We start from the raw sequence: 24884 nt of genomic DNA, 5'->3' as shown, positions 1-24884 counted from the left end.
GCGGTCGGGATGGGAGGCCGGATGGGCGCGGTGATCGTCGAAGCCGTCAGAACCCCGATCGGCAGGCGCGGCGGCCTGCTCGCGGGCCTGAAACCGCAGGCGCTGCTCGCCGCCGCGCTGAACGGCGTGATCGGCAGATCCGGGATCGACCCGGCGGCCGTGGACCAGGTCTTCGCCGGGTGCGTCACCCAGGCGGGCGAGCAGGGCGGGCACGTGGGCCGGTACGCCTGGCTCTACGCCGGCCTGCCGTACGGGACGGGTGTGACCACGGTCGACGCGCAGTGCGGCTCCTCGCAGCAGGCCGTGCACCTGGTCGCCGCCCTCATCGAGGCGGGCGTCGTCGAGGTCGGGGTGGCCTGCGGCGTCGAGGTGATGAGCCGGGCCCCGCTGGGCAGCAACGTGCTCCCGGCCGACCCCCGGCCCGAGGACTGGGCCATCGACATACCCGACCAGTTCACCGCCGCCGAGCGGATCGCGCGGCGGCGCGGGCTGACCCGCGAGCGGCTCGACGCCTTCGGCGTCCGGTCCCAGCGCCTGGCCGCCCGCGCGTGGGCCGAGGGCCGCTTCGGCCGGGAGATCGTCCCGGTGACGGCCCCGGTCCTCGGCGAGGACGGACGGCCCACCGGCGAGAGCCGCGTCGTCACCGCCGACCAGGGGCTCCGCGAGACCACCGCCGAGGGGCTGGCGCGGCTGCGGCCGGTGATGGGAGAGGGCGGACTGCACACCGCCGGGACCTCCTCGCAGATCTCCGACGGCGCGGCGGCGGTGCTGCTGATGAGCGAGGAGGCCGCCGCCCGGTACGGCCTGCGCCCCCGCGCCCGGATCCGCGCCCAGGCGCTCGTCGGCGCGGAGCCGTACTACCACCTGGACGGGCCGGTGGAGGCGACCGCCAGGGTGCTGTCCGCGGCGGGCATGCGGATGGAGGACGTCGACCTGTTCGAGGTGAACGAGGCGTTCGCGTCGGTCGTCCTGTCCTGGGCGTCGGTGCACCGGCCGGACATGGACCGGGTCAACGTCTGCGGCGGAGCCATCGCGCTCGGCCACCCGGTCGGCGCGACCGGCGCCCGCCTGGTCGTCACCGCCCTGCACGAGCTGGAGCGGTCGGACTCCTCGACCGCGCTGGTGACGATGTGCGCGGGCGGCGCGCTGTCCACCGCGACCGTCCTGGAACGGTCGTGACACGCCCGCGGCCGTCCCCGGAAACGCGCCGCGCCCGCGGACGGGCGGGGGCGGGCGGGGACACGGGGCGGTGCGGGGCCGGGCCGTACGGTCCGGCGACCGTCCGCGGGCCCGTGGGTTCTGTCCGCGTTCCCCCGCCGGGGGTGATCACGAAGCCGTACGCTTGCGGCGACCCGTTCCCCTCATGAGGATGACGCCATGCAGCCACTCGGTGAAGCCGATCTGCGGGTGGTCGCCGCCCTGCAGGTGAACGGGCGGGCCACCTGGGACCGCATCGGGCGCGTGCTGGGCGAGCCCACGCGCAACGTCGCCAGGAGGGCGACCCGGCTGATCGACTCGGGTGTGCTCTCGGTGATCGGGCTGGTCGACGACCGGCGGCTCGGGTCGTCGGTGCTGCGGCTGCGCTGCCGTCCCGGGACGGTGATCGACGCGGGCGAGGCGCTCGCCGAACTGCCCGAGACCCGGTTCGTCGCGCTGGTGTCGGGTTCGGTGGACTGCACGGCCGAGCTGTCCGTGGCCGACGACGCCATGATCGACCTGCTGTTCCGGGGCATCCCGTCGATCGACGGGGTGGTGGAGAGCGTCGCCTATCCGGCGCTGCGTTACTTCAAGACCCCCCAGGAGTGGCACCTCGACGTGCTGACCCCGCAGGAGGTGGAGGGGCTGCGCGAGCAGTGGGCCCCGCTGCCGGGCCGCCTGCAGCGCCCGCGCGAGGCGCCGCCGGCCGAGGACGCGCGGATCATCGCGGCGGTCGTCACCGACGGCCGCGCCACCCACGCGGAGGTCGCGTCCGCCGCCGGGATCAGCGAGTCCACGGCCCGCCGTCGCCTGGACTCCCTGCTGCGCCGGGGGATCCTGCGCATCCGCGCCGAGATCGAGCCCCCCTACCTGGGACTGCCGGTCGAGGCCGTGCTCTGGCTGCGGGTGGCCGAGTGCGAGGTGGAGGCGGCCGGGCACGCGCTGGCGGCTCTCCCGCAGGTGCGATACCTGGTGGCGGTGGCCGGCGACCACCAGCTCGTGGCGCACGTGGTCGTGCCGGGCCGGCCCGAGCTGTACGAGTTCCTGCGGGGCATCGGCGGCCTGCCCGGCATGCGGGCGATCGAGACCACGGTGGTGCTCCGGCCGCTCAAGCGCGGCTTCATGATCAAACGCGACGGCCGGGTGGAGCGCTGGGTCGGCCCGATCGGGACGTACGGCGGAGCCCCGGGAGGGAACGCGGAGGAACGCCGGGAGGAGGCACGGAAACCGGTGGAGGACGCGGAGGAACGCCGGAGGGAGACGCGGAGGCCGCTCCTTGACTCGCCCAGCGGTACATAATAGAACGCGTTACAGCAGGCGCCCCACCAAGCGCTTGATCGGTTAGGTCGGCGGGACGGGCGGGCACGCCCGTCACCCGCGGCGTGGCGCACGTCGTCAGCACGTCGTCAGCACGACGCCCCGCGAGGACGCGCGGGCGATTCCCCCGGGGAGGGCCATGGACATCAACCTCGTCGACCAGGATCTCTACGCGCGCGAGGGCGCGCCCCACGACCAGTTCGCCTGGCTGCGGGCCAACGACCCGGTCCACCGGCACGGAGGCGGCGACCCCGGCTGGCCCGACTTCTGGGCGGTAACCAGGCACGCCGACGTCGTGCAGGTCTCCCGCCGCCCCGACCTGTTCTCCTCCAGCAGGAAGCTCGCGCTCTTCGACGAGATGCCGGAGGAGCAGCGCGAGTTCCAGCGGTTGATGATGCTCAACCAGGACCCGCCGGAGCACACCCGGCGCCGTTCACTGGTCAACCGGGGCTTCACCCCGCGCGTCATCGGCGCCCTGGAGCAGCACATCCGCGACATCTGCCACGCCCTCGTGGACGAGGCCAAGGGCCGCCCCTCGGTCGACTTCGTCCGGGACATCGCCGCCCCGCTGCCGCTGTACGTGATCTGCGAACTGCTCGGCGCCCCCGTCGAGGACCGCGACAAGCTCTTCAGCTGGTCCAACCAGATGATCGGCGCGGAGGACCCCGACTACGCGGCCGACCCCGCCGAGGGACGCGACGCCGCCGCGGAGGTCTACGCCTACGCCAACCGGCTCGCGGCCGAGCGTCGCGAGGATCCCCGCGACGACATCATCACCAGGCTCCTGCGCCCCGACGACGACGGCGAGGTCCTCGACGAGAACGAGTTCGACCTGTTCGTGCTGCTGCTGGTGGTGGCGGGCAACGAGACGACCCGCAACGCCGCCTCCGGCGGCATGCTGGCGCTCTTCGAGCATCCCGAGCAGTGGCGGCGCCTGGTCGCCGACCCCTCGCTGGCCGGCACCGCCGCCGACGAGATCGTCCGCTGGGTCTCCCCGGTCAACCTCTTCCGCCGTACGGCGACCGCCGACACGGTGATCGGCGAGCAGGAGGTCAGGGAGGGCGACAAGGTCGTGGTGTTCTACACCTCCGCCAACCGCGACGAGGACGTCTTCGCCGACCCGGGGACGTTCGACATCGGCCGCACCCCCAACCCCCACATCGGCTTCGGCGGCGGCGGCGCCCACTTCTGCCTCGGCAACCACCTGGCCAAGCTGGAGCTGCGGGTGCTCTTCGAGGTGCTGGCCGAGCGGCTGCCGAACCTCGCCCAGGCTGGCCCGGCCCGGCGGCTCCGCTCCAACTTCATCAACGGCATCAAGGACCTCCCGGTCACCGTCTCCTGAACCCCCGCGGCCGGCCGGGGAGGCCGGCCGGCCGCGACACGGGCTCCGGGCGGGCGAGCGGTGCGGGGTCGCCCCGCCTCCCGCCTCCCGCCTCCCGCTCAGAGGCTCCTCAGGAAGTCGGCCAGGGCGGCGCCGATCTCGTGCGGTGAGTCCTCCTGCACATAGTGGCTGCCCGCCACGGTGACCTCGCGCTGCGCGGGCCAGGTGCGGGCGAACTCCAGCGCCCTTCCCACCAGCAGCGCGCCGGGCCGCGCCGACACGAGCAGCTTGGGCACCCGGCTCGTGGACAGCCAGGCGCCGTACGACTCGACGATCTCCGCGACGTCCTCGGGTGTTCCCTCGATCGGCAGTTCCCGGGGGAACATCAGCGTCGGGACGCGCGAGTCCGGGGTCGGGAACGGCGCCCGGTAGGCCGCCATCTCCTCTTCTCCCAGAGGGCGCAGCACGCTTTTGGGCAGGACCGTCTCCACGAAGAAGTTCTCCTCCAGGACGAGGCGCTCACCGTGCGCCGACCGCATCGCCCGGAACAGCGCGTCGCGGCCCTCCGGGAAGTCGCTCCAGAGCCTGGGCTGGACGATGGCCTCCATGTAAGCGATCGCCCGCACCCTCTCCCGGTGCCGCTCGGCCCAGTGGAAGCCCAGCGCGGAACCCCAGTCGTGCAGCACCAGGGTGACGTCCGCGTCCAGGCCGAGCGCGTCGAACCAGGCGTCGAGGTGGCGGACGTGGTCGGCGAACCGGTACCGCCCGTCCGGCGCGGGGCCCGAGTCCCCCATGCCCACCAGGTCGGGCGCCAGGCAGCGGCCCTGGTCCTCGACGTGCGGGATGACGTTGCGCCACAGATAGGACGACGTCGGGTTGCCGTGCAGGAAGACGATCGGTGCGCCCTCCCCGACGTCGACGTAGCTCATCTCGGTCCCGGCCACGCTGACACGGCGGCGCGGGTGGGGGTCGGCGGCGGGGATCTCCGGGCGGATCCCGGCGGGTGCGGAGGTCATGACGAACGGCCCTTCGAGGGGAGACGGGAGAAGACTTCAGGGGAGACCGGGGGAGAACGGACGTCAGCGCAGCACCGACGAGAACACGATCCGCTTGAAACGTTCGAGCGGCTCGGCACCGCGTTCGACCTTCATCCGCAGGATCGCGCCCTGCCACGAGGCGAGCAGGAAGTCGGCCAGGTCGAGCGCGGGCAGGTCGAGACGGATCTGCCCGGCCGCGGCGGCCTCCTCCAGGCAGTCGGCGAACGGCCGCCGCCATTCGGAGAAGATCTCCGACAGTCGTGTGCGCAGCGCCTCGCTGTGCTCGGCCGACTCCAGGCTCAGGTTGCCGATCAGGCATCCGTCACGCCAGCCGCGCTCCTCGAACCGGGCGGTGATGGCGTCGAAGTACGCGCGCAGCCTCGTCAGCGGCGGCAGGTCGCCGTCGCGCAGGGTGGTCTCGACGAGCACGCCGACATCCGCGAAGTACCGGTCGAGGATCTCCAGCCCGAACGCCTCCTTGGACGCGAAGTGGTTGGTGAAGGATCCCTGCGGCACTCCGGCCGCCGCCGTGATGTCGCGCACGCCGGATGTGGTGAACCCGCGCCTGCGCACGGTCTCCAGCCCTTCGCGCAGGATCTGCTCTTTGTTGGATGTCCTGGCCATGGCGTCCAATATGTACGACCGTATTAATCGTGTCAACCCGGTGCCGCATGGACGCTCCGGGCCCGGCCGGCGTGCGGCGTGCGGCGTGCGGCCGGACGGCGCCCGGCCGGGCGGACCGTCCCGCTCCGCCGGTCCCGGCCCCCTTCACCGCGCCAGCAGGGACTCCGTCCGGTCGACGTAGGCGCCGGGCAATGCGTACAGGGCGGCGGCGACCTCCGGGTCGGCGACGGCGGGCAGCGCGGCCAGGGCGTCCGCCGCCAGGCCCCGGCAGTACTCCAGCGTGTCGGCGACCATGCGGCCCTCGCGCAGGCGGGCGAGCAGGAGCGTGATCTCCTCCTCCGTCAGCCGCCTGCCGAGGAAGGACCGCAGCTCCCCGCGGTCGTGCCGGAGCGCCAGCAGCAGCGGCAGGGTGTAGACGCCCTGCCGCAGGTCGTTGCCGACCGGCTTGCCCAGCCGGTCGGCGGTGGAGGCCAGGTCCAGCAGGTCGTCCAGGACCTGGAAGAGGACGCCGAACCGCTCGCCGTACGCCGCCATGGTCCACCCGTCCGGGTGGGCCACCGCGCAGCTCGCCCGGAACAGGGAGGCGGTCTTGCCGGTGATGGACCGCAGGGCCGCCTCGGGGGTGCGCCCGGGGTCGAACAGGTCGGCCGTCTCCTGGAACTGCCCCTCGGCGAGCTCGACGACCACCGCGGCGAGCGTCCCGGCCACGTGTTTGGAAGCCGAGGTCAGTGCGGCGAGCCAGGCACGGGCGAGCATGAAGTCGCCGACGACCAGCGCCCGGGCGTCGCCGAGTTCGGCGTTGAGGGTCCGCACCCCGCGGCGCTGCGCGGCGCCGTCCATGAGGTCGTCGTGGACCAGCGACCCGGCGTGGACCAGCTCGACGCAGGCCGCCGCGGTGACCGTCCGGCCGTCGATCCGCCCGCCCAGGGCGAGCGCGGTCGCCAGCGTCAGCGCGGCGCGCAGGCGCTTGCCGCCCGCTCCGGTGATGTGCCCGGCCGCCCGGTTGACGAGCGGCAGCCGCGAGGAGGCGCTCAGCCGCCGGATGCGCTTCTCCACCCGCGCCAGCCCCGCGGAGACGGCGGGGACGGCGAGGATCTCCTCCGGCCGCACGGCGTGGACGGGCATGGCGCCTCCTCATGGCTCACCTCATCGACCGCCTCCACGGTGCCGGATGGTCGCTGAGGCGACGCTGAGCGCCGCTGAGACCCCTCTCAGCCCGCGCGCTCCGGAAGCTTCCGCATCACCTCGAACAGGCTGGTGAAGCTGGAGTCGGCGTGCCCGGCCGCCACGCCCCGCCGGAAGATCTCCAGGACGGCGCCCGGCAGCGCGACGTCGACGCCGGCCGCGTGGACGGTGTGCGTGACGTGCTCGACGCTGGCCACCCCCATGGCCAGCCGGTCCACATCACCGGGGTGTTCTCCGGCGTCGATCCGCGGCGTGTAGAACTCCATGAACCCCGGGACCGACGCCGCGGTCCGCGCGGCGTACGGCAGGAACTCCGCCGCCGTGATGCCGTTGGCGTCGGCCGTCGCGAGCGCGTGCAGCCAGCTGAGCATCGAGGTCCAGAAGATGTCCATCTGGAGCTGGTAGTACAGCGCCGCCAGCCCGGGATCCTCTCCCCGGTAGTCGGCGCCGGTCAGCACCTCCAGGGTCGGGCGGTGCCGTTCGAACACCTCCCGGGGGCCGCTGTAGAAGGTGGAGGAGGCCGGGTCCCCGATGCCGGACGGCGGCACCTGCACGCCACCGGTCAGCTGCCGGGCGCCGTGGGCGGCCAGCCACTCCGCCCCCTTCCGTGAGCGGTCCGGGGTGTCGGAGCTCAGGTTGACGATCACCTTGCCGTCCAGGTGCGCCGCGGCCGGTTCGAGGATCGCGTACATCGCGTCGTAGTCCGTCAGGCTGAGGACCGCCACCTCGCCCGCGGCCAGCGCGTCGCCGACCGTGCCGGCCAGGATCGCGCCCCCGGCCACCAGCTCGCCGGCCTTCTCCGGGGTCCGGTTCCACACGGTGACCTCGTAGCCCCGGCCGAGGAACGCCCGCGCCATCGCCCGGCCCATCGGCCCGAGCCCGATGACCGCCACCTTCCGCACGCTCATCGCGCCTCCCTTCTAAAACGAACGTTCTATTCAGAGAGGACCGTAGCACACCTCTAAAACGAACGCTCTATTCGGTAGAATCGCCGGATGAAGACCAGCGCACGACAGCGCGGGGCGGCCGACCCGCACGGCGCTCTCGGCACCCGCGACCGGATCGTCCGTACCGCCTCACGGCTGATGCAGCGGCAGGGCTACGACGGCACCGGGATCAAGCAGATCTCCCAGGAGGCCGAAGCCACGCTCGGCTCGGTCTACCACTTCTTCCCGGGCGGCAAGCAGGAGCTGGCCGTCGCCGCGATCCGGCACGGCGAGAAGGAGTTCGCCGACGAGCTGCGGGAGACCCTCGACGGCGAGGACGACCCGGCCGAGGCCGTCGTCGCCTGCACCCGCAGGCTCGCCGAGGGCCTGCGCGCCTCCGACTGGGTGGACGGCTGCCCGGTCACGGCCACCGCCCTGGGTACGGCGGGCCGGATGCCCGACGTGCAGCGGGCCGCCGCCGAGGCGTTCGCCCACTGGCGGCGGCTGGTCTTCGACCGGCTCCGCCTCGCGGGCCTGGCCGAGGACGACGCCCACGACCTGGCGCACACCGTGATCAGCACGCTGGAGGGCGCCGAGCTGGCCGCCCAGGTCTCCCGGGACGACCGGCCGCTGCACGCCGCCGGCCGGCACCTGGCCCGGCTGATCGACCTCCACCGGCCGGGCGCCGCACGCTCCTGACCGGACGGCGGCCGCACCGGGCCGGCCGGCGCCGGACGTCGGTCGCGAGGCCGCAGGCGGACCGGGAAATAATTTGCAGTGGACTCCAATTTTGCAATACGTTCCACCTCGTGGCCGAGGGACTGAGGGAGCGCAAGAAGCGCCGGACGAAACTGCACATCTCCGAGGTGGCCATCACGCTGTTCGTGGAGCGGGGCTTCGACCGCGTCACGATCGCCGAGGTGGCCGAGGCGGCCGAGGTGTCGGTCAACACCGTCTACAACCACTTCCAGGCCAAGGAGGACCTCGTCTTCCCGCCCGAGGAGGCGTCCGCGGAGCGGCTGGTCGAGATGGTGCGGGACCGCCCGCCGGGTGAGCCGGCCGCGCGGGCGATGCTGTCCGTCCTCCGCGCCGAGCTGCGCCGCGGGAACCGCAGGGTCGGCCTGGCCCACGGCTTCGGGCGCTTCCTGGAGATGACGCGCGCCGCCCCGACCCTCGTCGCCCGGTTGGAGGAACTGGCCGGGCGGATGGTCGCGGCGCTCGCCACCGTGCTGGCCGAGGAGACGGGCGCCGCGCCGGACGACCCGCTGCCGGGTCTCGTCGCCTCCCAGCTCGGCTGGGTTCACGAACAGGTCCTCCGGGAGATCGGCCGGCGTGCGGCGGCCGGGGAGGATCCCGGCGTCACCGCCGAGGCCGCGCTGACCCTCCTCGACGCGATCGAGGGGCTGCTCGGCGAGGCGGTCCTGACGTACGCCCCGGGGAGGCCGCCCGGAGACGCCGGAGACGCCCGGCGCGCTCCCGGGAGGCCGTCCGGAGCGTTCTCACACGCCCCCGGGAGACCGCCCGGCGGGCCTTCCGACGACGAAGGATGACGACGTGGCAGAGCACACGTTCCGCGTGACCATTCGCGGCAGGTTCGACGGGCTGGGCGACGACGACCGGGCCGCGCTCCTCGCCGGGGTCGGCGACCTCGACCCCACCAGGATCGCCTTCACCGACGAGGGCACGCTGGTCTACGACCGGAGCCTGTCCTGGTTCGCCTTCCGCTGCCAGGTGTACGGCGACGCCGGCGACGGTGAGGCCGCGGACGTCGCGGACGCCGAGCGGGCCGCACTCGACGCCCTCGCCGCGCACGGCTACGGCTTCCGGGACACGCAGTCGACGGTGACGGACATGAGCGCCGTCCCGATCCGCAGGAAGGGCCGCCGGACGGGCTGACCCGGGCCTTCCGCAGAGCCCGGCCCTTCCGGGGGCGTCCGGACCCTTCCCGGCCCTCCGGAACCCGGGGCGTCCCCGCTTCGGCCGGGTCAGGGCCAGGAGGAGTCCTGGCCGGGGTCGCCGCCCTCGGACAGGAGCCTGACGTCGGACTCGACCATCATCGCGACGAGCTCCTCGAAGGGGACCGTGGGCTCCCAGCCGAGCTGCACCCGGGCCTTCTTCGGGTCGGCGCAGAGCAGGTCCACCTCGGCGGGACGGCGCAGGGCCTCGTCGCACACCACGTACCGCTCCCAGTCGAGGCCGGCGGCGGCGAAGGCGGCGACCACCAGGTCGCGGACGGTGTGGGTGCGGCCGGTGCCGATCACGTAGTCCTCGGGCGCGTCCGCCCGGAGCATCAGGTGCATGGCGCGGACGTAGTCGCCGGCGTAGCCCCAGTCGCGGCGGGCCTCCATGTTGCCCAGGCGCAGCTCGTCGGCCAGGCCGAGCTTGATCCTCGCCACGCCGAGGCTGACCTTGCGGGTGACGAACTCCGCGCCCCGGCGCGGGGACTCGTGGTTGAACAGGATCCCGGACACGGCGTACATGCCGTAGGACTCGCGGTAGTTCTGGGTGAGGAAGTGCCCGTACGCCTTGGCGACGCCGTACGGCGAGCGGGGGTGGAAGGGCGTGGCCTCCGTCTGCGGGGTCTCGCGGACCTGGCCGAACATCTCCGAGGACGACGCCTGGTAGAAGCGGATCTGGCCGGAGCCGGCCGCCGTCCGGGAGGAGGAGACGCCGGAGCAGACCCGGATGGCCTCCAGCATGCGCAGCACGCCCATGCCGGTGACCTCGGCGGTCAGCTCGGCCTGCTCCCAGGACATGGGGACGAACGAGATGGCGCCCAGGTTGTAGACCTCGTCGGGCTGGACCTTCTCCACGGCGGAGATCAGCGATCCCTGGTCGAGGAGGTCGCCCCGGACGAGCCGGACGTCCTGCAGCAGGCTGCGGACCCGCGAGACGCGCGGGTTGGCCTGGCCCCGCACCAGGCCCCAGACCTCGTAACCCTCGCCCAGCAGGTGCTCGGCCAGGTAGGAACCGTCCTGCCCGGTGATGCCGGTGATCAGTGCGCGCCTGGCCAACGCGTCCTCCTTGCTGGTGGATGAGACTTTTGCCCCTCATATGGCGTGTGACGGCGAATGTACCGTCCTGCCGTCGGCATGGGCATCATGCCGACCGCGCCATAGCTAGAACGCGTTACATAGAATAATGCTCTGTCGCCCTGACATCGCAGATGGGACCGGGTGCGACGGACTGCGGGAACGATTACACCTCGGGTCGGCGAGACCTACTGAATGGTAGGGTCCGGAGGGAAAGGTCGTCTTTCACGGTACCTGTCCCCTTCCGGACAGGATAAGGAAGGGGTCGCCGTGCCAGGGGCGGATTCGCTGCGCGTCGCGCTGCTGTCGTACCGCAGCAAGCCGACATGCGGTGGCCAGGGCGTCTACCTGCGCCATCTCAGCAGGGAGCTGGTCGCTCTCGGCCACCACGTCGAGGTCTTCTCCGGCCAGCCCTACCCCGAGCTCGACGAGGGCGTCATCCTCAACAAGGTCCCCAGCCTGGACCTCTACCGCGACGAGGACCCCTTCCGCACCCCCGGCCTCCGCGAGTACCGCGACTGGATCGACCTCCTGGAGGTCGGCGCCATGTGGACCGCCGGCTTCCCCGAGCCGCTGACCTTCACCCTCCGGGCGTACCGCGAGCTGAAGAAGCGCGTCGGCGACTTCGACGTGGTGCAGGACAACCAGACGCTCGGCTACGGCCTGCTCGGCATCCAGAAGCTCTTCCCGGTGGTCGGCACCATCCACCACCCGATCAGCGTTGACCGGCGGATCGAGCTGAAGGCCGCGTCGGGACGCAAGCGGCTGTCGCTGCGACGGTGGTACGGCTTCGTCCGGATGCAGGCCAAGGTCGCCCCCCGGCTGAAGCCCATCCTGACCGTCAGCGAGTCGTCCCTGGCCGACATCCACCGCGACTTCAACGTGCCCCAGGCCAACATGCGGCTCATCCCGCTCGGCGTGGACACCCGCTACTTCCACCCCCGCCCGGACATGCCGAAGCGGCCCGGCTCGATCGTCGCGGTGGCCAGCGCCGACTCCCCCATGAAGGGCGTCGCGACGCTGCTGCGCGCCGTGGCGAAGCTGGCGACCGAGCGTGACGTGAACCTCACCGTGGTCAGCAGGCCGACCCCGGGCGGGCCGACCGAGAAGCTGGTCGCCGAGCTGTCCCTCCAGGACCGGGTGCGGTTCGTGCACGGCATCTCCGACACCGAGCTGGGCGAGCTGATCGCCACCTCGGAGATCTCGGTCGTCCCCTCCCTCTACGAGGGCTTCTCGCTGCCCGCCGTCGAGCACATGGCCTGCGGCACCCCGCTGATCGCCAGCCGTACCGGCGCTCTGCCCGAGGTGGTCGGCGACGCGGCCGTCCAGGTGACGCCCGGCGACCCCGAGGAGCTGGCCGCCGCGCTGCGCCGCCTGCACGACTCCCCCGAGGAGCGGGCGGCGATCGGCAGGAAGGGCTACGACCGGGCCATGGAGCGCTACACCTGGAACGTCGTCGCCCAGCGGACCGTGGACGCCTACCGCGAGGCCATCCGGGCACGCCGCGGCCGGTGACGCCCCCGCCGCCTCACCCCCCGGAACCCCCGAATCCCCCGCCCCCCGAACCCTCAGAACCCCCCGGAACTCCTGGAACCCCTCGGGTCAGAGCCTTCGGGCCCTGACCATCCCCTCCACCCCCGACCATCTGAAGAGGAGCGGCGAGTGCTGACTGTCGACTTCGGCCGGCTGCCCGTCGGACCCGGAACCCGGGTCCTGGATCTGGGCTGCGGCGCCGGGCGGCACGCCTTCGAGGTGCTGCGCCGGGGCGCCGACGTGGTGGCCTTCGACATGGACGCCAAGGAGCTCGAAGGCGTCGCCACCATGTTCACCGCCATGGACAAGGCCGGAGAGGTGCCCCCCGGCGCGACGGCGCGGACCGTGACCGGCGACGCGCTCGACATGCCGTTCGAGGACGCGGGCTTCGACCGGGTGATCGCCGCCGAGGTGCTGGAGCACATCCCCGATGACATGTCCGCGATGCGGGAGATCCTCCGCGTGCTCAAGCCCGGCGGCCTGGCCGCCGTCACGGTGCCGAGCTTCCTGCCGGAGCGGATCTGCTGGGCCCTCGACGAGGCGTACCACACGGCCCCCGGCGGCCACGTCCGCATCTACACGCTCGCCGAGCTGAGCGCCAAGCTCAAGTCCGTCGGCTTCGAGATCGGCCCCCACCACCACGCCCACGGCCTGCACGCGCCGTACTGGTGGATCAAGTGCGCCGTCGGTGTGGACAACGACGACCACCCGCTGGCCAAGGCGTACCACGAGCTTCTCGTCTGGGACATCATGAAGCGCCCAGCCGCCACCCGGATCGCGGAGGCCGTCCTCAACCCCCTCATCGGCAAGAGCGTGGTGCTCTACGTCCGCAAGCCCGCATGAGCGACTCCGTCATGGAGTGGGGGCGGGTCGTCCAGACCGCCCGGAGCATCGCGGCGTTGCAGGAACCCGACGGCGGCGTGCCGTGGCCCGAGGGGCACGTGGACGCCTGGAACCACGTCGAGTGCCTGATGGCGATGAGCGTGGCGGGACTCACCGGGCCGGTGCGCCGCGGCTACGGCTGGCTGGCCCGCACCCAGCGGGCCGACGGCTCCTGGCCGATGAAGCTGGTCGGGGGCCGCGCGGCCGAGCACGGCGGCGAGTCCAACCACGCCGCCTACGTCGCGGTCGGCGTCTGGCACGAACTGCTGGTCACCGGTGATGAGGCCTTCGCCCGTGAGATGTGGCCGGTCGTCCGCGCCGCGCTGGACTTCGTCGTCGGCCTGCAGACCACCCGGGGCGAGATCGTCTGGGAGCGTACGGCGAGCGGCGAACCCGCCGGGTACGCCCTGCTGACCGGGTGCGCCTCCATCCACCAGGGATTGCGCTGCGGCGTGCTGCTGGGCGAGCGCCTGGGCGACCCGCAGCCCGACTGGGAGCTCGCGGCCGACCGGCTCGGCCACGCCCTCGCCGCCCACCCCGAGGCGTTCGCCGACAAGAGCCGCTTCTCGATGGACTGGTACTACCCGATCCTCGGCGGCGCCGTACGCGGGGAGGCCGCCCGGACGCGGCTGGCCGAGGAGTGGGACACGTTCGTCGTGCCGGGCCTCGGCATCCGCTGCGTCTCCGACCAGCCGTGGGTGACCGGCGCCGAGTCGTGCGAGCTGGTGCTCACCCTGGACGCCCTGGGCGACCGGAAGCGGGCGCTGCGGCTGTTCGCCGACATGCAGCACCTGCGGCACGAGGACGGCTCCTACTGGACCGGCTGGCAGTTCGTGAACGGCAGGCACTTCCCGGACGAGCGCTCGGCCTACACCGCCGCGGCCGTCGTGCTCGCCGCCGACGCGCTGGACGGCCGCACACCCGCCGGGGGCGTCTTCCGGGACGCCGGCGGGTACACGGACCGCCCCACGGCGGACTGCGGGTGCAGCCACGCGGGCTCCCGCGCCTGATCCGTCCCGGGCCCTCCAGGCTGGCGTTTTCTTTGCCGGGCATCCGAAACGCGGTGCTTGAAGGCCCGGATGCGCGTTACTACGTTCGGGCCTGTGAGCGATGCCGAGGGTGCCCGGACGGGGGTCGCCGGACTCCCGCCCGCGAGGGCGCGGCGGACGGGGCTGCGCTGCCTCGCCGGCTCGCTCACCCTGGTGACCGTCCTCGGGCACCTCGTCCCCGGTTTCGAGCAGCCCTGCCTCGCGCCGGTCGCGGGCGCGGCCACCGGCGTCGCCGCCGAGTTCGCCCTGGAGAGCCTGGACGCGTGGGCGTACCTGCGCAGGCCCCGCTACCTCCGCCCCCGGAGCGGGCGGAGGGGCGGGACGCTCGACTTCTTCCTGCCGTCGTACGTCACCGGCCTGCTCTGCGCGATGTTCCTGTACGGCGGGGGCCGCCTGTCCCCCGTGGTGATGGCCACGCTGGTCGGTGTCAGCGGCAGGTACGTCCTCCGGTTCCGCGGGACGGGCGGGCCCGTCCTGAACCCCGCGGCCCTCGGCACGGCCACGGTGCTGCTGCTGTGGGCCGGCACGCCGCCGCCGTACCGGTTCGCCGCGGGGGTTCCGGGGCCGTTCGACGTGGTGGCGCCACCGGTCGTGCTGGGCCTGGGGGTGGCGCTGCACGCGGGACTGACCGGCAGGCTGCCGGTGCTCGCGGGCTGGGCCGGCGGGTTCGCCGCGCAGGCCGTCGCGCGGGGCTGCCTGTCCGGCGTCTCGGTGATGGACGCCCTGCTGCCGATGACCGGCCCGGCCTTCGCCCTCTACACCGTCTACGTGGTCGCCGACCCGGAGACGACCCCCGCCGGCCGCCGTGCCCAGGTCGTGTTCGGCGTGGCCACCGCCGCGGTCCACGGCCTGCTGGTCGCGCTGGGCGTCCTGGGCGTCGCCCACGGGCCGTTCCTCGCCCTCGTGGCCGTCTGCGCCTGCCGCGGCGCGCTCCTGGCCGTGCGGGCGCGGAGGAGGCGTCGCGCGGCCCGGCCCTCCGCCCCCCTGATCGTCCCCGCGGCTTCCCCGGGGGTCGCCGTACCAGCCGAAGGCGCCGTCTCCCTCGCCGCCCCCGGATCGGCGGGCGGCCCGGCGGGGTCCGGGGTTCCGGCGGGTCGCGGCGGATGAGCACCGGGACCGCAGGGACCGCCGGAGCGGGCGGGGCGGGCAGGGACGGCCGGGGACGGTTCCTGACCGGGGCGCGCGTCCACGTGCCCGGGGTGGATCTCGTCGCCGACAGCCGCCTGTCCCTCGCCGATGACCCCTACCTGGCCGACTACCGCGTCGACGGCCGCGCGACGCTCCCCGCCGTGGTGGCCCTGGAGGCCATGGCGCAGGCCGCGTGCGCGCTCGCCGGGCGGCCGCTGGACGAGATCACGCGGATGGCGTTCGACCGGCCGGTGGCCGTGCCCGACGACGGCGGCGCCGTGATCCGGGTGCGCGCCCTGCGGTGCGGGCCGCTGATCGAGACGGTGCTCCGCTGCGAGGAGACGGACTTCCACGTCGACCACTTCCGCGCCGCCTTCCCGCTGGAGCCGACCGACGGGACGCTGGAGGTCCCCCGGCTCGGCCCGGACGGCCCCCCGCTTTCGGCCGCCGACCTGTACGGCGCGGCCGGCCTCCCCGGCGGCCCGGCGTGCTTCCCCACCGGCCGGTTCCGCCGGGTGATCCGGCTCACCCTGGCCGGGCCGCGGGGCTGCCGGGGCGAACTGCGAGGCGACGACGCCCTGGGCTGGTTCGGCGCCGGGTACGGCAGGCCGGTGCTGGGCAGCCCCGGGCTGAACGACGCGGTGATCCACGCGTTGCAGGCGTGCGTGCCGCGTCACCGGCTGCTGCCCTCGGGGGGCGAGCGCCTCCTGGTGCGGCCCTCGCAGGGGGACGTCCGGCTGCACGCCGTCGGGCGCGGCCGCCGGGGGGACGAGCACGTCTGGGACGTCACCGCGACCGACGTGCGGGGCCGGCTGGTGGTGGCGTGGACCGGCCTGCGGCTGCGGGAGGCGGACCCCGCGGGGTGGGAGCCCCCGCCGGAGGCGGCAGGGGAGCCGGCCGGAGGGCCCGCGGAGCCGCAGGAGCCGGAGTCGGAGGAGGAGACGGAGGAGGCGAAGGGTCAGCCGGCGCCGGGAGCGACCCTCTCCAGCACGCGCAGCGAGCCGGTGTGCCTGACCTCCTTGAACTCCCCGGAGGCGAGGACCCGCTGGTAGACCCGGTACGGCGCCTGCCCGCCGTCGGCCGGGTCGGGGTAGATGTCGTGGAAGGCGAGCGCGCCGCCCGGCATGACGTGCGGCGCCCATCCCTCGTAGTCCCTGGTCACCGGCTCCTCGGAGTGCCCGCCATCGATGAAGAGCATCCCCAGCGGGGTGTTCCACAGCGCCGCGACCCGGTCGGAGGCGCCGACGACCGCGATGACCTCCTCCTCCAGGCCGGCCGAGGCGATCGTCTGGCGGAAGGTGGGCAGCGAGTCCATCTTGCCGAAGCGGTGGTCCATCAGCGAGGGGTCGTGGTAGGCCCAGCCGGGCTGGATCTCCTCCGAGCCGCGGTGGTGGTCGACGGTGACGACGACGGATCCCGCCTGCCGCGCCCCCGCGCCGAGGTAGATCGCGGACTTGCCGCAGTAGGTGCCGATCTCGCAGATCGGGCCGCGCGCGCCGTACTCGGCGGCGGTCTCGAAGAGGGCGAGGCCCTCGGCGTCGGGCATGAAACCCTTGGCGCGCCGGGCCGCGTTCCGCAGCTCGGCGGGCATGGTCGGGATGCTCATCGGGGCAGCCTACCCAGAACCGGCATCTTTCCGACGAACAACCCGTGACACCGTGTCAGCCCCAGAAACCGAACAACATTCCAAACAACCCTTGCCCGCCCCTGTGCCCCATGTTCTACTTTGCTCCGTGAACCAGCGCGCCCGCATCGCGATGGCGGAGGACGAGGTCACGGCCTTCGTCGCCGCGTCACGGAAACTCCAGCTCAGCACGATCAACCCGGATGGGACGCCGCACCTGGTGACCATGTTCTACGGGCTGACCGGCGGCAGGATCTCCTTCTGGACGTACGGCAAGGCCCAGAAGGCGCGCAACATCGAGCGGGACGCGCGGGTGACCTGCCTCATCGAGGCCGGTGAGGACTACTTCGACCTGCGCGGCGTCCTGCTGTACGGCACCGCCCGGCGGATCGGCGATCCCGAGGGCGTCCTCGGCGTGGGCATGGACGTGGCGCGCCGGATGGCCGGAATGCCCTCCGACGACGAGGCACTGCGGGGCTACGTCGAGGAGACCGGCCGCAAGAGGGTCGCCTTCGTCGTCGAGCCCGGCCGGGTGGTCTCCTGGGATCACCGTAAGCTCGCCTCACCGGCATAAGGAGGTCCCCATGAGAATCACCGTCGACTACATGGTCTGCGAGGCCAACGCCGTCTGCACCGGGCTCGCCCCCGAGGTCTTCGAGCTCGACGACGACGACCAGCTGCACCTGCTGCTGCCCGAGCCGCCCGCGGAGCTGTCGGACCGGGTCCGGCACGCCGCGCGGTCCTGTCCCAAAGCCGCCATCTCCCTAGCGGAGAACTAGGAGGATCCCCATGCGTGGTGCGCTTCTGCACGCCGTCGGTGACGACAAGCTGGACATCCGCGACGACTTCACCCTCGCCCCGATGGGCCCGACGGACGTCCGGATCAAGGTCAGGGCGACCGGCGTGTGCCACTCCGACCTCTCGGTGATCAGCGGCGTGCTGCCCATGCCGCTCCCGGTCATCCCGGGCCACGAGGGCGCCGGAGAGGTGCTGGAGATCGGCGACCACGTGACCTCGGTCCAGCCGGGCGACCGCGTCATCGTCAACTGGACCCCGGCCTGCGGCCACTGCTTCAACTGCCTGGCCGGCCAGCCGTACCTGTGCATGACCTACGTGATGGAGAGCTTCGTCAACGCCCGGTTCCGCTACGGCGGCGACACCCCGGCGTTCGGGATGGCCGGGTGCGGCACCTGGTGCGAGGAGATCGTCGTGCCCTGGCAGGGGGCGATCAAGGTCGATCCGGAGATCCCCTACGAGATCGCGGCGCTGATCGGCTGCGGCGTCACGACCGGCGTCGGCGCGGCGCTCAACACCGCCAAGGTGCGGCCCGGCTCGACGGTCGCGGTGGTCGGCGCCGGCGGCATCGGCCTGTCGATCATCCAGGGGGCGCGGATCTCCGGCGCGACCACCATCCTGGCGATCGACCCCCTCGAGTCCAAGCACGAGCTGGCGAAGAAGGTCGGCGCCACGCACGCCGTCACCCCCGACCAGCTCCAGGACGCCGTCGCCACGCTGACCGGCGGCCACGGGTTCGACCACGGCTTCGAGGCGGTCGGCAAGTCCGCCGCCATCATGACCGCCTGGCAGGCCACCCGGCGCGGCGGCGACATGATCGTGGTGGGCGCGGGAGCCGTCGACGACACCGTCCCGCTGAACGCCTTCAGCCTCCTGTTCGAGGGCAAGAACATCCTCAGCTCGATGTACGGCGGGTCCGACGTCCGGCACGACTTCCCCTTCCTCGCCGGGCTGTACAAGGCCGGCAAGCTCGACCTGGAGAGCATGATCAGCGCCCGGATCAGGCTCGCCGACCTCAACGACGCCGTGGCCGCCCTGCGCGGCGGCGAGGTCCTGCGCCAAGTCGTCGTCCTGGACTGACCGACCGCCGGGCACGGGTGCCGCGCGGCCTCCTCGGTGCGGGAAGGAGGCGGTCGCGCGGGTGAACTCCCGACGTCCCGGAACACGGGCATGAGGGGTCCGGCCGCCTACCCGGCTGGACCCCGCGCCGGAGCTACTTCCCGACCAGCCTGCCGGTGTCGATGGTCAGATCCCATGGCGCGGGCAGGTCGAGCGGCTTGCCAAGGGTGTCGGTCAGCTCGTCGGCGTAGCCTTGGGGGTTCGGTCGGCTGAGCAGCCTGAAGCGGTCCGCGAAGGCATCTATCACCAGATAGAGCGGAACCCCCGCCAAAGCGCAGTTTCGGGGCTTGGTGATGTGGTCATCGTGGCTGCTGCTCGGGGAGACGACCTCGGTGACCAGGAATGTGTCGTCGGCGTAGATGTGGCTGGGATCCCACAGCCGCGGCTCGGAAGGGACCACGATGATGTCGGGTTCGTAGCGATCCGCCTGCGCCTGCAGGAAAATCCGAGCTTCGGGATAGATCCGCCAGCCCTTCGTCATCACGAAGGGCATGAGTTGGGCCGTGAGCTGGTAGACGATGTCGGCATGGGCGATGGTCGGCATCTCCCTCACCACGATCCGGCTGTTGACGATCTCGATACGGTGTTTCTCGAACCGCTCGACGAGCTGCAGATAGAGCTGCTCGAGTTCTTCCTGGTCGGTGATCTGGTAGTTGAGGGGTTCGTCCGTGACCAATGCCATGGCTTCACCGTTCCCTCCGCGCGGGTGGGCGTAACGTGTCCGGAACGACACCCAAAGTAACGACGCGGACGCGTCCCCGCCCAGGTTTCGGTGGAATTCCCGCCGGAGCCTCCGAGCCGATCGTGTGGGGCGCGCCCCGCACACTGCCACGTCTCCCCCTCAACGCGCCGCCGGATGACCTGTCCGGAGCGATCAATGGCGACATAGGCTCGGCGATGACACCGGGTTCGACTGGCGAAGGGTTGGACGCTGTGACCACGCCCGAGTCCCGCCCCCTGCCGTCGTGGCGGGTCCGCCCGACCGTCATGCGATTGCTGGAGACGCTCCGGCCCAACCCGGCGTACGTCCTGAGCCGCACCAACGACCTTCTGGCGGCCACCCCCGGGGGCCTGCGGCTGCTCCACGGCATCGCCGACTGGCCGGAACGGCGGCGCAACACCATCCGGTACACCTTCCTGCACCCGGCCGCCCGGGACCTGTGGGTGGACTGGGAACGGAAGGCCAAGGGGTGCGTCGCCCAGCTGCGGGCGATCGCCGGCGCCGACCCGGACGCCCCGGACCTCGCCTCGCTCGTGGGCGAGCTGATCGTGAAGAGCCCCGACTTCAACCGGCTCTGGGAGCGGTACGAGGTGCACACGATCGGCGACGGCACCAAGACGCTCCGGCACCCGGAGGTCGGCACGATGACGCTCTCGCACGAGGGGCTGTCCCTGAACCGCGCGCAGGGCCAGCGCCTCGTCGTCTACATGGCGCCGCCCGGCAGCCCCGACCACGACGCGATGACACTCCTCGACCTCACCGCCCCCGATCCGCCCGGCGCCTCCGGTGGTTCCGGCCGGACGGCGCCCGTCTCATCGTCCAGGGGACAGCGCTGACCGGAGCCACCGGATCGGCACGGCGGCACGCGCAGGACGGCGCCCTGGCCCCTTCGCCCGGCGAGAACCGGGACACCACCGGTTTAAGCTGCGCGGAGGAGGTTCGCCCAATCACCCTCTGTCACAGTCGCCATGGAAGTAGGCTCCTCATCGAGTTAAGGCTATCCTTGAATTCTGGAGGCTTCCGTGACATGGACGGTGAAGGTCACAGATGAGTACGCCGCCTGGTTCAGAACTCTGATCAAGGAGGATCTCGATTCAGCGACCCAGGTCGCACAAGCCGTCACGGCTTTGCGCGAAGAAGGACCCACGTTGGGCAGGCCGCTGGTCGACCGGCTCAAAGGAACAGGCCTCCACCATCTGAAGGAACTACGCCCAGGGTCACGGGGTCGCTCAGAAATCAGAATCATCTTTGCATTCGATCCGACCAGGGCCGCCTTGCTGCTACTGGGCGGCGACAAGGCGCGGAACTGGGACCGGTGGTACAAGGAGAACATCCCCATTGCCGTCCGGCTCTACATGGAATACACAGGCGAGGACGAGGAGTGAGCATGCCCGAGCGGACGCCCGGAGACTGGGAAGACCTGGAGCGGGAGCTGCACGCGGCCGGAGTCGATCCCGCCGAGATCGAAGCGGGCGCGAAGCGTCTTCTGGCCGAAGCCAGAGGTCATCAGCTGGCCGGGGCACGCAAGCAACTGGGGCTCGGTCAGAAGGACGTCGCAGCGGCGATGAATGTGAGCGTTGCCCGGGTCTCCCAGATCGAACACGGCGAGGTCACCTCCATCGAGGTCATCGCCCGCTATGTCGAAGCGCTCGGCGCTCGGCTCGACCTGGTCGCCGACTTCGGCGACCGGACCTTGCGGCTGCCCGTATCCGAGAGGTCTGTGGACAGCGCCGCCTGATCGTCCCGTTCGTCGAAGGCGGGTGGCACGACACTCGGGCGGGCGGCGGTTCCACGGGTCGCGATGAGATCGGGGCAGCCCGAACCGTGCCGGAGTCGATCTTTCCGAAGCCCTGCGGGAAAAACGGGACCCGCGTCCGGACATGGGACGGAGCCTCGGTCGATCACCGCGCCGGCCGCCGCCGTACCCCGTATCCGTACGGCGGCGGCCGGCGTGACGGTCGTCAGTCGGTGGAGAAGGCCGCGTCGAAGGACGCGGTGGGCGGGGTGATCGCGTTGAGGGCCCGGATGAGGGCCAGCGCGTCGGGGGCGCCGTCCAGCCGGTCCATGCCCGCGTCCTCCCACTCGATGGAGATCGGCCCGTCGTAGCCGATCGCGTTGAGCGCGCGGAAGCAGTCCTCCCAGGGCACGTCGCCACGGCCGGTGGAGACGAAGTCCCAGCCGCGGCGCAGGTCGGCCCAGGCCAGGTGGGAGGCCAGCCGCCCGCGCCGGCCGTCCCCGGTGCGGACCTTGGCGTCCTTGCAGTCGACGTGGTAGATCCGGTCGGCGAAGTCCAGGATGAACCCGACCGGGTCGATCTCCTGCCAGACCATGTGGGAGGGATCCCAGTTCAGCCCGAAGGCCGGGCGGTGGCCGATCGCCTCCAGCGTCCGCACGGTGGTGTGGTAGTCGTAGGCGATCTCGCTGGGGTGCACCTCGTGGGCGAAGCGCACGCCGACCTCGTCGAAGACGTCCAGGATCGGGTTCCACCGGGCGGCGAAGTCGGCGTAGCCGTCCTCGATCATCGACGGCGGCACCGGCGGGAACATCGCGACGGTGTGCCAGATGGACGAGCCGGTGAATCCGACCACCGTGTTCACGCCGAGCTTCGCGGCGGCGCGGGCGGTGTCCTTCATCTCCTCGGCGGCGCGCCGCCGTACGCCCTCGGCCTCGCCGTCACCCCAGATCCGCGCGGGCAGGATGCCCCGGTGCCGCTCGTCGATCGGGCTGTCGCAGACGGCCTGGCCGACCAGGTGGTTGGAGATCGTCCAGACCTTCAGGTCGTACTTGGCCAGCGTCTCCTTCTTCCGCTCGACGTAGGAGTCGTCGGCCAGGGCCTTGTCCACCTCGAAGTGGTCACCCCAGCAGGCGATCTCCAGCCCGTCGTAGCCCCACTGGGCGGCCAGCCGGCACACCTCCTCGAAGGGCAGGTCGGCCCACTGACCGGTGAACAGCGTGATGGGTCGGGTCACGATTCCTCCTCCGGAGTCTGCGGAACGGCGTCCGATGCGGTGGCGTCCGGTACGGCGGAGCCCTCGGCCGGGGTGTCCTCCACCGCGGTGAACCGGCTGCCGTCCGCCGCGCTCGCCTCGACCGCGGCCAGCACCCGCTGCACCCGCAGGCCGTCGGCGAACGACGGTGACGGCGCCCGGCCGGCTGCGACCGCCTCGACGAAGTCCTTCACCTCGTGGGTGAAGGTGTGCTCGTAGCCGAGGCCGTGGCCGGGCGGCCACCACGCCCCCGCGTAGGGGTGGTCGGCCTCGGTCACGATGACGCGGCGGAAGCCCGCCTCGGAGGCGGGCAGGGTGTGGTCGTGGAACCACAGCTCGTTCATGGCCTCGAAGTCGAAGGCCAGGCTGCCGGCCGAGCCGTTGATCTCCAGGCGCAGCGCGTTCTTGCGGCCGGTGGCGAACCGGGTCGCCTCGAACGATGCCAGAGCCCCGCCCTCGAAGCGGCCGATGAACAGCGCGGCGTCGTCCACGGTGACCTCGCCGGTCTCCTGTGCGGCGCCGCCCGCGGACAGCCCGGCGGAGCCCTCGGCCAGCGGGCGGCGTTTGACGAACGTCTCGGTCAGCGCCGACACGCCGGTCAGGCGGCGGCCGGTGACGAACTGGGCGGTGTCGATGATGTGGGCGCCGATGTCGCCCAGCGCGCCGGACCCTGCCTTGTCCCGCTGGAGCCGCCACACCAGCGGGAAGTCCGGGTCGACGATCCAGTCCTGGAGGTACTGGGCCCGCACGTGGCGCAGCTCGCCCAGGCGGCCCTCGGCCACCCACTGCCGGGCCAGCGCGACGGCCGGGACCCGGCGGTAGTTGAAGGCGACCATGGCGTGCACGCCGCGGGCCGCGGCGCGCGTCGCCGCCTCGACCATCGCCTCGGCCTCCGCCACGGTGTTGGCCAGCGGTTTCTCGCAGATGACGTGCTTGCCGGCCTCCAGGGCGGCGATCGCGATCTCGGCGTGGGAGTCGCCCGGGGTGCAGATGTCCACCACCTGCACGTCGTCGCGGGCGATGAGGTCGCGCCAGTCGGTCTCGGCCGCCGCCCAGCCCAGGTCGCGGGCGGCGGCGGCCACGGACTCCTTCGACCGGCCGGCCAGCGCCGCCATCACGGGCCTGACCGGCAGGTCGAAGAACGCGCCGGCGCTGCGCCACGCCTGGGAGTGGGCACGTCCCATGAACGCGTACCCGACCATGCCGATCCCCAGCGTCGGTGAGTCGTGTGCGGCCATCAGGACTCGAACCCCAGCGGCAGGTACTTGTCGACGTTCTCCTTGGTGACGGTCCCCGACGCCAGCGTGATCGACTGCGGCACCTCGTTCTCCAGCAGGTCGCTCATGCCCTTGCCCTGCGCGATCAGGCGGGCCAGCTTGATCGCCGAGGCCGCCATCGTGGGGCTGTAGGTCACCGTCGCCTTGAGCACGCCTGTGTCGGCCTGGATGTCGCGCATCGCGTTGGCCGAGCCGGCGCCGCCCACCATGAAGAACTCGTTCCGCCCGGCCTCCTTGATCGCGGCCAGCACGCCGATCCCCTGGTCGTCGTCGTGGTTCCAGATCGCGTCGATCTTCTTGTGGGCCTGCAGCAGGTTGCTCGCCACCTTGGTGCCGGACTCCACCGTGAACTGCGCGTCCTGCTTGGCCGTCACGGAGAAGCCGTACGTCTTCAGCGCGTCCTCGAAGCCCTTGCTGCGGTCCTGGGTCAGCGGCAGCGTCGCGATGCCCTGGATCTCCAGGATCACCGGGTTCGACGCGCCCTTCTCCTTGAGCGTCTTGCCGATGTAGTGGCCGGCCGCGACGCCCATGCCGTAGTTGTCGCCGCCGATCCAGGTCCGGTACGACAGCTTGTCGGGGAACACCCGGTCCAGGTTGATCACCGGGATGCCCGCGTCGGCGGCCTGCCGGGCGACCTGGTTGAGCTGCTCGCCGTCGTTGGGCAGGATGACCAGCGCGTTCACCTTCGCCGCGATCAGCGACTCCACCGCCGAGATCTGCGCGTTGATGTCGTTGGTCGGCTCGACCGGCTTGAACTCCACGTCGGAGTACTGCTTGGCGGCGCTCTCGGCGTTCTTGGCGATCGCGGCGATCCAGCCGTGGTCGGCGGCCGGCGCGGAGAAGCCGATCACGACCTTCTCGCCGGGCTTGTCGTTGTCACCGGCGGGCGCGGGCGCCGCGGGCGGCGAGGTGGCCGCCGTACTGGCCGGGGTGTTGCTCGTGCAGGCCGTGACCAGCGCTCCGGCGCCGATCGCCGCGCCGCCGAAGAGTAGCCCCCGGCGGCCGACCGGTGTGGACATGTTGGTTCTCCTTGCTCCCGTGGAGGGTGGTGAGAGGTCTCGCGGACGAAGGGACGGTACGGCTGGCCGTACGGCGCCGCGGGTCTGTACGGCGTCCGCGGGCCGTACGGC

General features: G+C 72.3%; 27 protein-coding genes. 17 read left to right on the top strand and 10 right to left on the bottom strand.

Annotation, left to right across the window (positions count from 1 at the left end):
• Positions 1-21: 21 nt before the first annotated feature.
• The 3 genes from AB0D67_RS16090 (at position 22) to AB0D67_RS16080 (ending at position 3856) form a co-directional block, all read left to right on the top strand.
• A complete protein-coding gene (locus AB0D67_RS16090) occupies positions 22-1179 on the top strand; it encodes a steroid 3-ketoacyl-CoA thiolase (RefSeq protein ID WP_362935095.1) in 1158 nt (385 codons plus the stop codon).
• Positions 1180-1377: 198 nt separating this feature from the next.
• Entirely contained in the window at positions 1378-2496 is a 1119-nt protein-coding gene (locus tag AB0D67_RS16085) for an Lrp/AsnC family transcriptional regulator (protein WP_362935092.1), read from the top strand.
• Between the two features lie 157 nt (positions 2497-2653).
• Positions 2654-3856, top strand: a complete 1203-nt coding sequence (locus tag AB0D67_RS16080; protein ID WP_362935089.1) for a cytochrome P450 — start codon at positions 2654-2656, stop codon at positions 3854-3856.
• A gap of 98 nt (positions 3857-3954) precedes the next feature.
• Here the strand turns inward: AB0D67_RS16080 and AB0D67_RS16075 are convergent, their stop codons facing one another.
• The 4 genes from AB0D67_RS16075 to AB0D67_RS16060 form a co-directional block, all read right to left on the bottom strand.
• On the bottom strand, positions 3955-4851 hold the full coding sequence (locus AB0D67_RS16075; protein ID WP_362935086.1) for a haloalkane dehalogenase: 897 nt from the start codon (positions 4849-4851) through the stop codon (positions 3955-3957).
• A 63-nt stretch (positions 4852-4914) separates the two neighbouring features.
• The gene (locus AB0D67_RS16070; protein WP_362935084.1) at positions 4915-5496 is read right to left on the bottom strand and encodes a TetR family transcriptional regulator C-terminal domain-containing protein; all 582 of its coding nucleotides are present in this window, start codon (positions 5494-5496) and stop codon (positions 4915-4917) included.
• Positions 5497-5640: 144 nt separating this feature from the next.
• Positions 5641-6621: a polyprenyl synthetase family protein gene (locus AB0D67_RS16065; protein WP_362935081.1), complete on the bottom strand. Its 981-nt coding sequence runs from the start codon at positions 6619-6621 to the stop codon at positions 5641-5643.
• Between the two features lie 86 nt (positions 6622-6707).
• Positions 6708-7589, bottom strand: a complete 882-nt coding sequence (locus AB0D67_RS16060; RefSeq protein ID WP_362935078.1) for an NAD(P)-binding domain-containing protein — start codon at positions 7587-7589, stop codon at positions 6708-6710.
• 87 nt (positions 7590-7676) lie between these two features.
• Here AB0D67_RS16060 and AB0D67_RS16055 point away from each other — a divergent pair, with 87 nt between their 5' ends.
• The 3 genes from AB0D67_RS16055 to AB0D67_RS16045 all read left to right on the top strand — a co-directional run bounded on the left by AB0D67_RS16055 (position 7677) and on the right by AB0D67_RS16045 (position 9503).
• On the top strand, positions 7677-8306 hold the full coding sequence (locus AB0D67_RS16055; RefSeq protein ID WP_362935075.1) for a TetR/AcrR family transcriptional regulator: 630 nt from the start codon (positions 7677-7679) through the stop codon (positions 8304-8306).
• Positions 8307-8416: 110 nt separating this feature from the next.
• Positions 8417-9157 carry a TetR/AcrR family transcriptional regulator gene (locus AB0D67_RS16050; RefSeq protein ID WP_362935073.1) on the top strand — a complete coding sequence of 247 codons (741 nt, stop codon included), beginning with the start codon at positions 8417-8419 and terminating at the stop codon, positions 9155-9157.
• Between the two features lie 4 nt (positions 9158-9161).
• Positions 9162-9503: a DUF6204 family protein gene (locus AB0D67_RS16045; RefSeq protein ID WP_362935071.1), complete on the top strand. Its 342-nt coding sequence runs from the start codon at positions 9162-9164 to the stop codon at positions 9501-9503.
• An 89-nt stretch (positions 9504-9592) separates the two neighbouring features.
• Here the strand turns inward: AB0D67_RS16045 and AB0D67_RS16040 are convergent, their stop codons facing one another.
• The gene (locus AB0D67_RS16040; RefSeq protein ID WP_362935068.1) at positions 9593-10621 is read right to left on the bottom strand and encodes a GDP-mannose 4,6-dehydratase; all 1029 of its coding nucleotides are present in this window, start codon (positions 10619-10621) and stop codon (positions 9593-9595) included.
• A 288-nt stretch (positions 10622-10909) separates the two neighbouring features.
• On the opposite strand from AB0D67_RS16040, the gene AB0D67_RS16035 reads away from it, so the two are divergent.
• From AB0D67_RS16035 to AB0D67_RS16015, 5 genes are all read left to right on the top strand, one after another.
• Positions 10910-12154 (top strand): glycosyltransferase family 4 protein, encoded by a 1245-nt coding sequence (locus tag AB0D67_RS16035; protein WP_362935065.1) that lies wholly within the window; start codon positions 10910-10912, stop codon positions 12152-12154.
• A gap of 147 nt (positions 12155-12301) precedes the next feature.
• Positions 12302-13015 carry a methyltransferase domain-containing protein gene (locus tag AB0D67_RS16030; RefSeq protein ID WP_362935062.1) on the top strand — a complete coding sequence of 238 codons (714 nt, stop codon included), beginning with the start codon at positions 12302-12304 and terminating at the stop codon, positions 13013-13015.
• Positions 13012-14064, top strand: coding sequence for a prenyltransferase (locus AB0D67_RS16025; protein WP_362935059.1), 1053 nt, complete (start codon positions 13012-13014; stop codon positions 14062-14064). The genes AB0D67_RS16030 and AB0D67_RS16025 overlap by 4 nt, the downstream gene beginning before the upstream one ends.
• 93 nt (positions 14065-14157) lie before the next feature.
• On the top strand, positions 14158-15210 hold the full coding sequence (locus tag AB0D67_RS16020) for an enediyne biosynthesis protein UnbU (protein WP_362935056.1): 1053 nt from the start codon (positions 14158-14160) through the stop codon (positions 15208-15210).
• The gene (locus AB0D67_RS16015) at positions 15207-16283 is read left to right on the top strand and encodes a polyketide synthase dehydratase domain-containing protein (protein ID WP_362935053.1); all 1077 of its coding nucleotides are present in this window, start codon (positions 15207-15209) and stop codon (positions 16281-16283) included. Before AB0D67_RS16020 ends, AB0D67_RS16015 begins: the two co-directional genes overlap by 4 nt.
• On the opposite strand, the gene AB0D67_RS16010 is transcribed toward AB0D67_RS16015, so the two are convergent.
• Positions 16190-16837 carry a class I SAM-dependent methyltransferase gene (locus tag AB0D67_RS16010; protein WP_362935050.1) on the bottom strand — a complete coding sequence of 216 codons (648 nt, stop codon included), beginning with the start codon at positions 16835-16837 and terminating at the stop codon, positions 16190-16192. The genes AB0D67_RS16015 and AB0D67_RS16010 overlap by 94 nt on opposite strands.
• Before the next feature lie 127 nt (positions 16838-16964).
• On the opposite strand from AB0D67_RS16010, the gene AB0D67_RS16005 reads away from it, so the two are divergent.
• The 3 genes from AB0D67_RS16005 to AB0D67_RS15995 are packed head-to-tail and all read left to right on the top strand — an operon-like array spanning position 16965 to position 18730.
• The gene (locus AB0D67_RS16005; RefSeq protein WP_362935047.1) at positions 16965-17429 is read left to right on the top strand and encodes a pyridoxamine 5'-phosphate oxidase family protein; all 465 of its coding nucleotides are present in this window, start codon (positions 16965-16967) and stop codon (positions 17427-17429) included.
• A gap of 10 nt (positions 17430-17439) precedes the next feature.
• A complete protein-coding gene (locus AB0D67_RS16000) occupies positions 17440-17634 on the top strand; it encodes a ferredoxin (RefSeq protein WP_362935044.1) in 195 nt (64 codons plus the stop codon).
• Between the two features lie 10 nt (positions 17635-17644).
• On the top strand, positions 17645-18730 hold the full coding sequence (locus AB0D67_RS15995) for a Zn-dependent alcohol dehydrogenase (protein ID WP_362935041.1): 1086 nt from the start codon (positions 17645-17647) through the stop codon (positions 18728-18730).
• A 133-nt stretch (positions 18731-18863) separates the two neighbouring features.
• Here the strand turns inward: AB0D67_RS15995 and AB0D67_RS15990 are convergent, their stop codons facing one another.
• The gene (locus tag AB0D67_RS15990) at positions 18864-19451 is read right to left on the bottom strand and encodes a Uma2 family endonuclease (RefSeq protein ID WP_362935038.1); all 588 of its coding nucleotides are present in this window, start codon (positions 19449-19451) and stop codon (positions 18864-18866) included.
• A 251-nt stretch (positions 19452-19702) separates the two neighbouring features.
• Here AB0D67_RS15990 and AB0D67_RS15985 point away from each other — a divergent pair, with 251 nt between their 5' ends.
• The 3 genes from AB0D67_RS15985 (at position 19703) to AB0D67_RS15975 (ending at position 21228) form a co-directional block, all read left to right on the top strand.
• The gene (locus tag AB0D67_RS15985; RefSeq protein WP_362935036.1) at positions 19703-20326 is read left to right on the top strand and encodes a hypothetical protein; all 624 of its coding nucleotides are present in this window, start codon (positions 19703-19705) and stop codon (positions 20324-20326) included.
• 186 nt (positions 20327-20512) lie between these two features.
• Complete coding sequence (locus AB0D67_RS15980; protein WP_362935033.1) at positions 20513-20875, top strand: type II toxin-antitoxin system RelE/ParE family toxin; 363 nt, start codon at positions 20513-20515, stop codon at positions 20873-20875.
• A 2-nt stretch (positions 20876-20877) separates the two neighbouring features.
• Positions 20878-21228 carry a helix-turn-helix transcriptional regulator gene (locus AB0D67_RS15975; protein ID WP_362935030.1) on the top strand — a complete coding sequence of 117 codons (351 nt, stop codon included), beginning with the start codon at positions 20878-20880 and terminating at the stop codon, positions 21226-21228.
• A gap of 223 nt (positions 21229-21451) precedes the next feature.
• On the opposite strand, the gene AB0D67_RS15970 is transcribed toward AB0D67_RS15975, so the two are convergent.
• From AB0D67_RS15970 to AB0D67_RS15960, 3 genes are read right to left on the bottom strand one after another with little or no spacing between them, the layout of a single operon-like run.
• Positions 21452-22459 (bottom strand): sugar phosphate isomerase/epimerase family protein, encoded by a 1008-nt coding sequence (locus tag AB0D67_RS15970; protein WP_362935027.1) that lies wholly within the window; start codon positions 22457-22459, stop codon positions 21452-21454.
• A complete protein-coding gene (locus AB0D67_RS15965; RefSeq protein WP_362935025.1) occupies positions 22456-23715 on the bottom strand; it encodes a Gfo/Idh/MocA family oxidoreductase in 1260 nt (419 codons plus the stop codon). Before AB0D67_RS15965 ends, AB0D67_RS15970 begins: the two co-directional genes overlap by 4 nt.
• The gene (locus AB0D67_RS15960) at positions 23715-24773 is read right to left on the bottom strand and encodes an ABC transporter substrate-binding protein (protein WP_362935022.1); all 1059 of its coding nucleotides are present in this window, start codon (positions 24771-24773) and stop codon (positions 23715-23717) included. Before AB0D67_RS15960 ends, AB0D67_RS15965 begins: the two co-directional genes overlap by 1 nt.
• Between the last annotated feature and the right edge of the window lie 111 nt (positions 24774-24884).

Origin of the sequence: Streptosporangium sp. NPDC048047 (assembly GCF_040653115.1) — a bacterium.
Classification (GTDB): Bacteria; Actinomycetota; Actinomycetes; order Streptosporangiales; family Streptosporangiaceae; genus Streptosporangium.
Note: the sequence above shows the minus strand (reverse complement) of the source record. Positions and strands in the feature narration are given on the sequence as shown.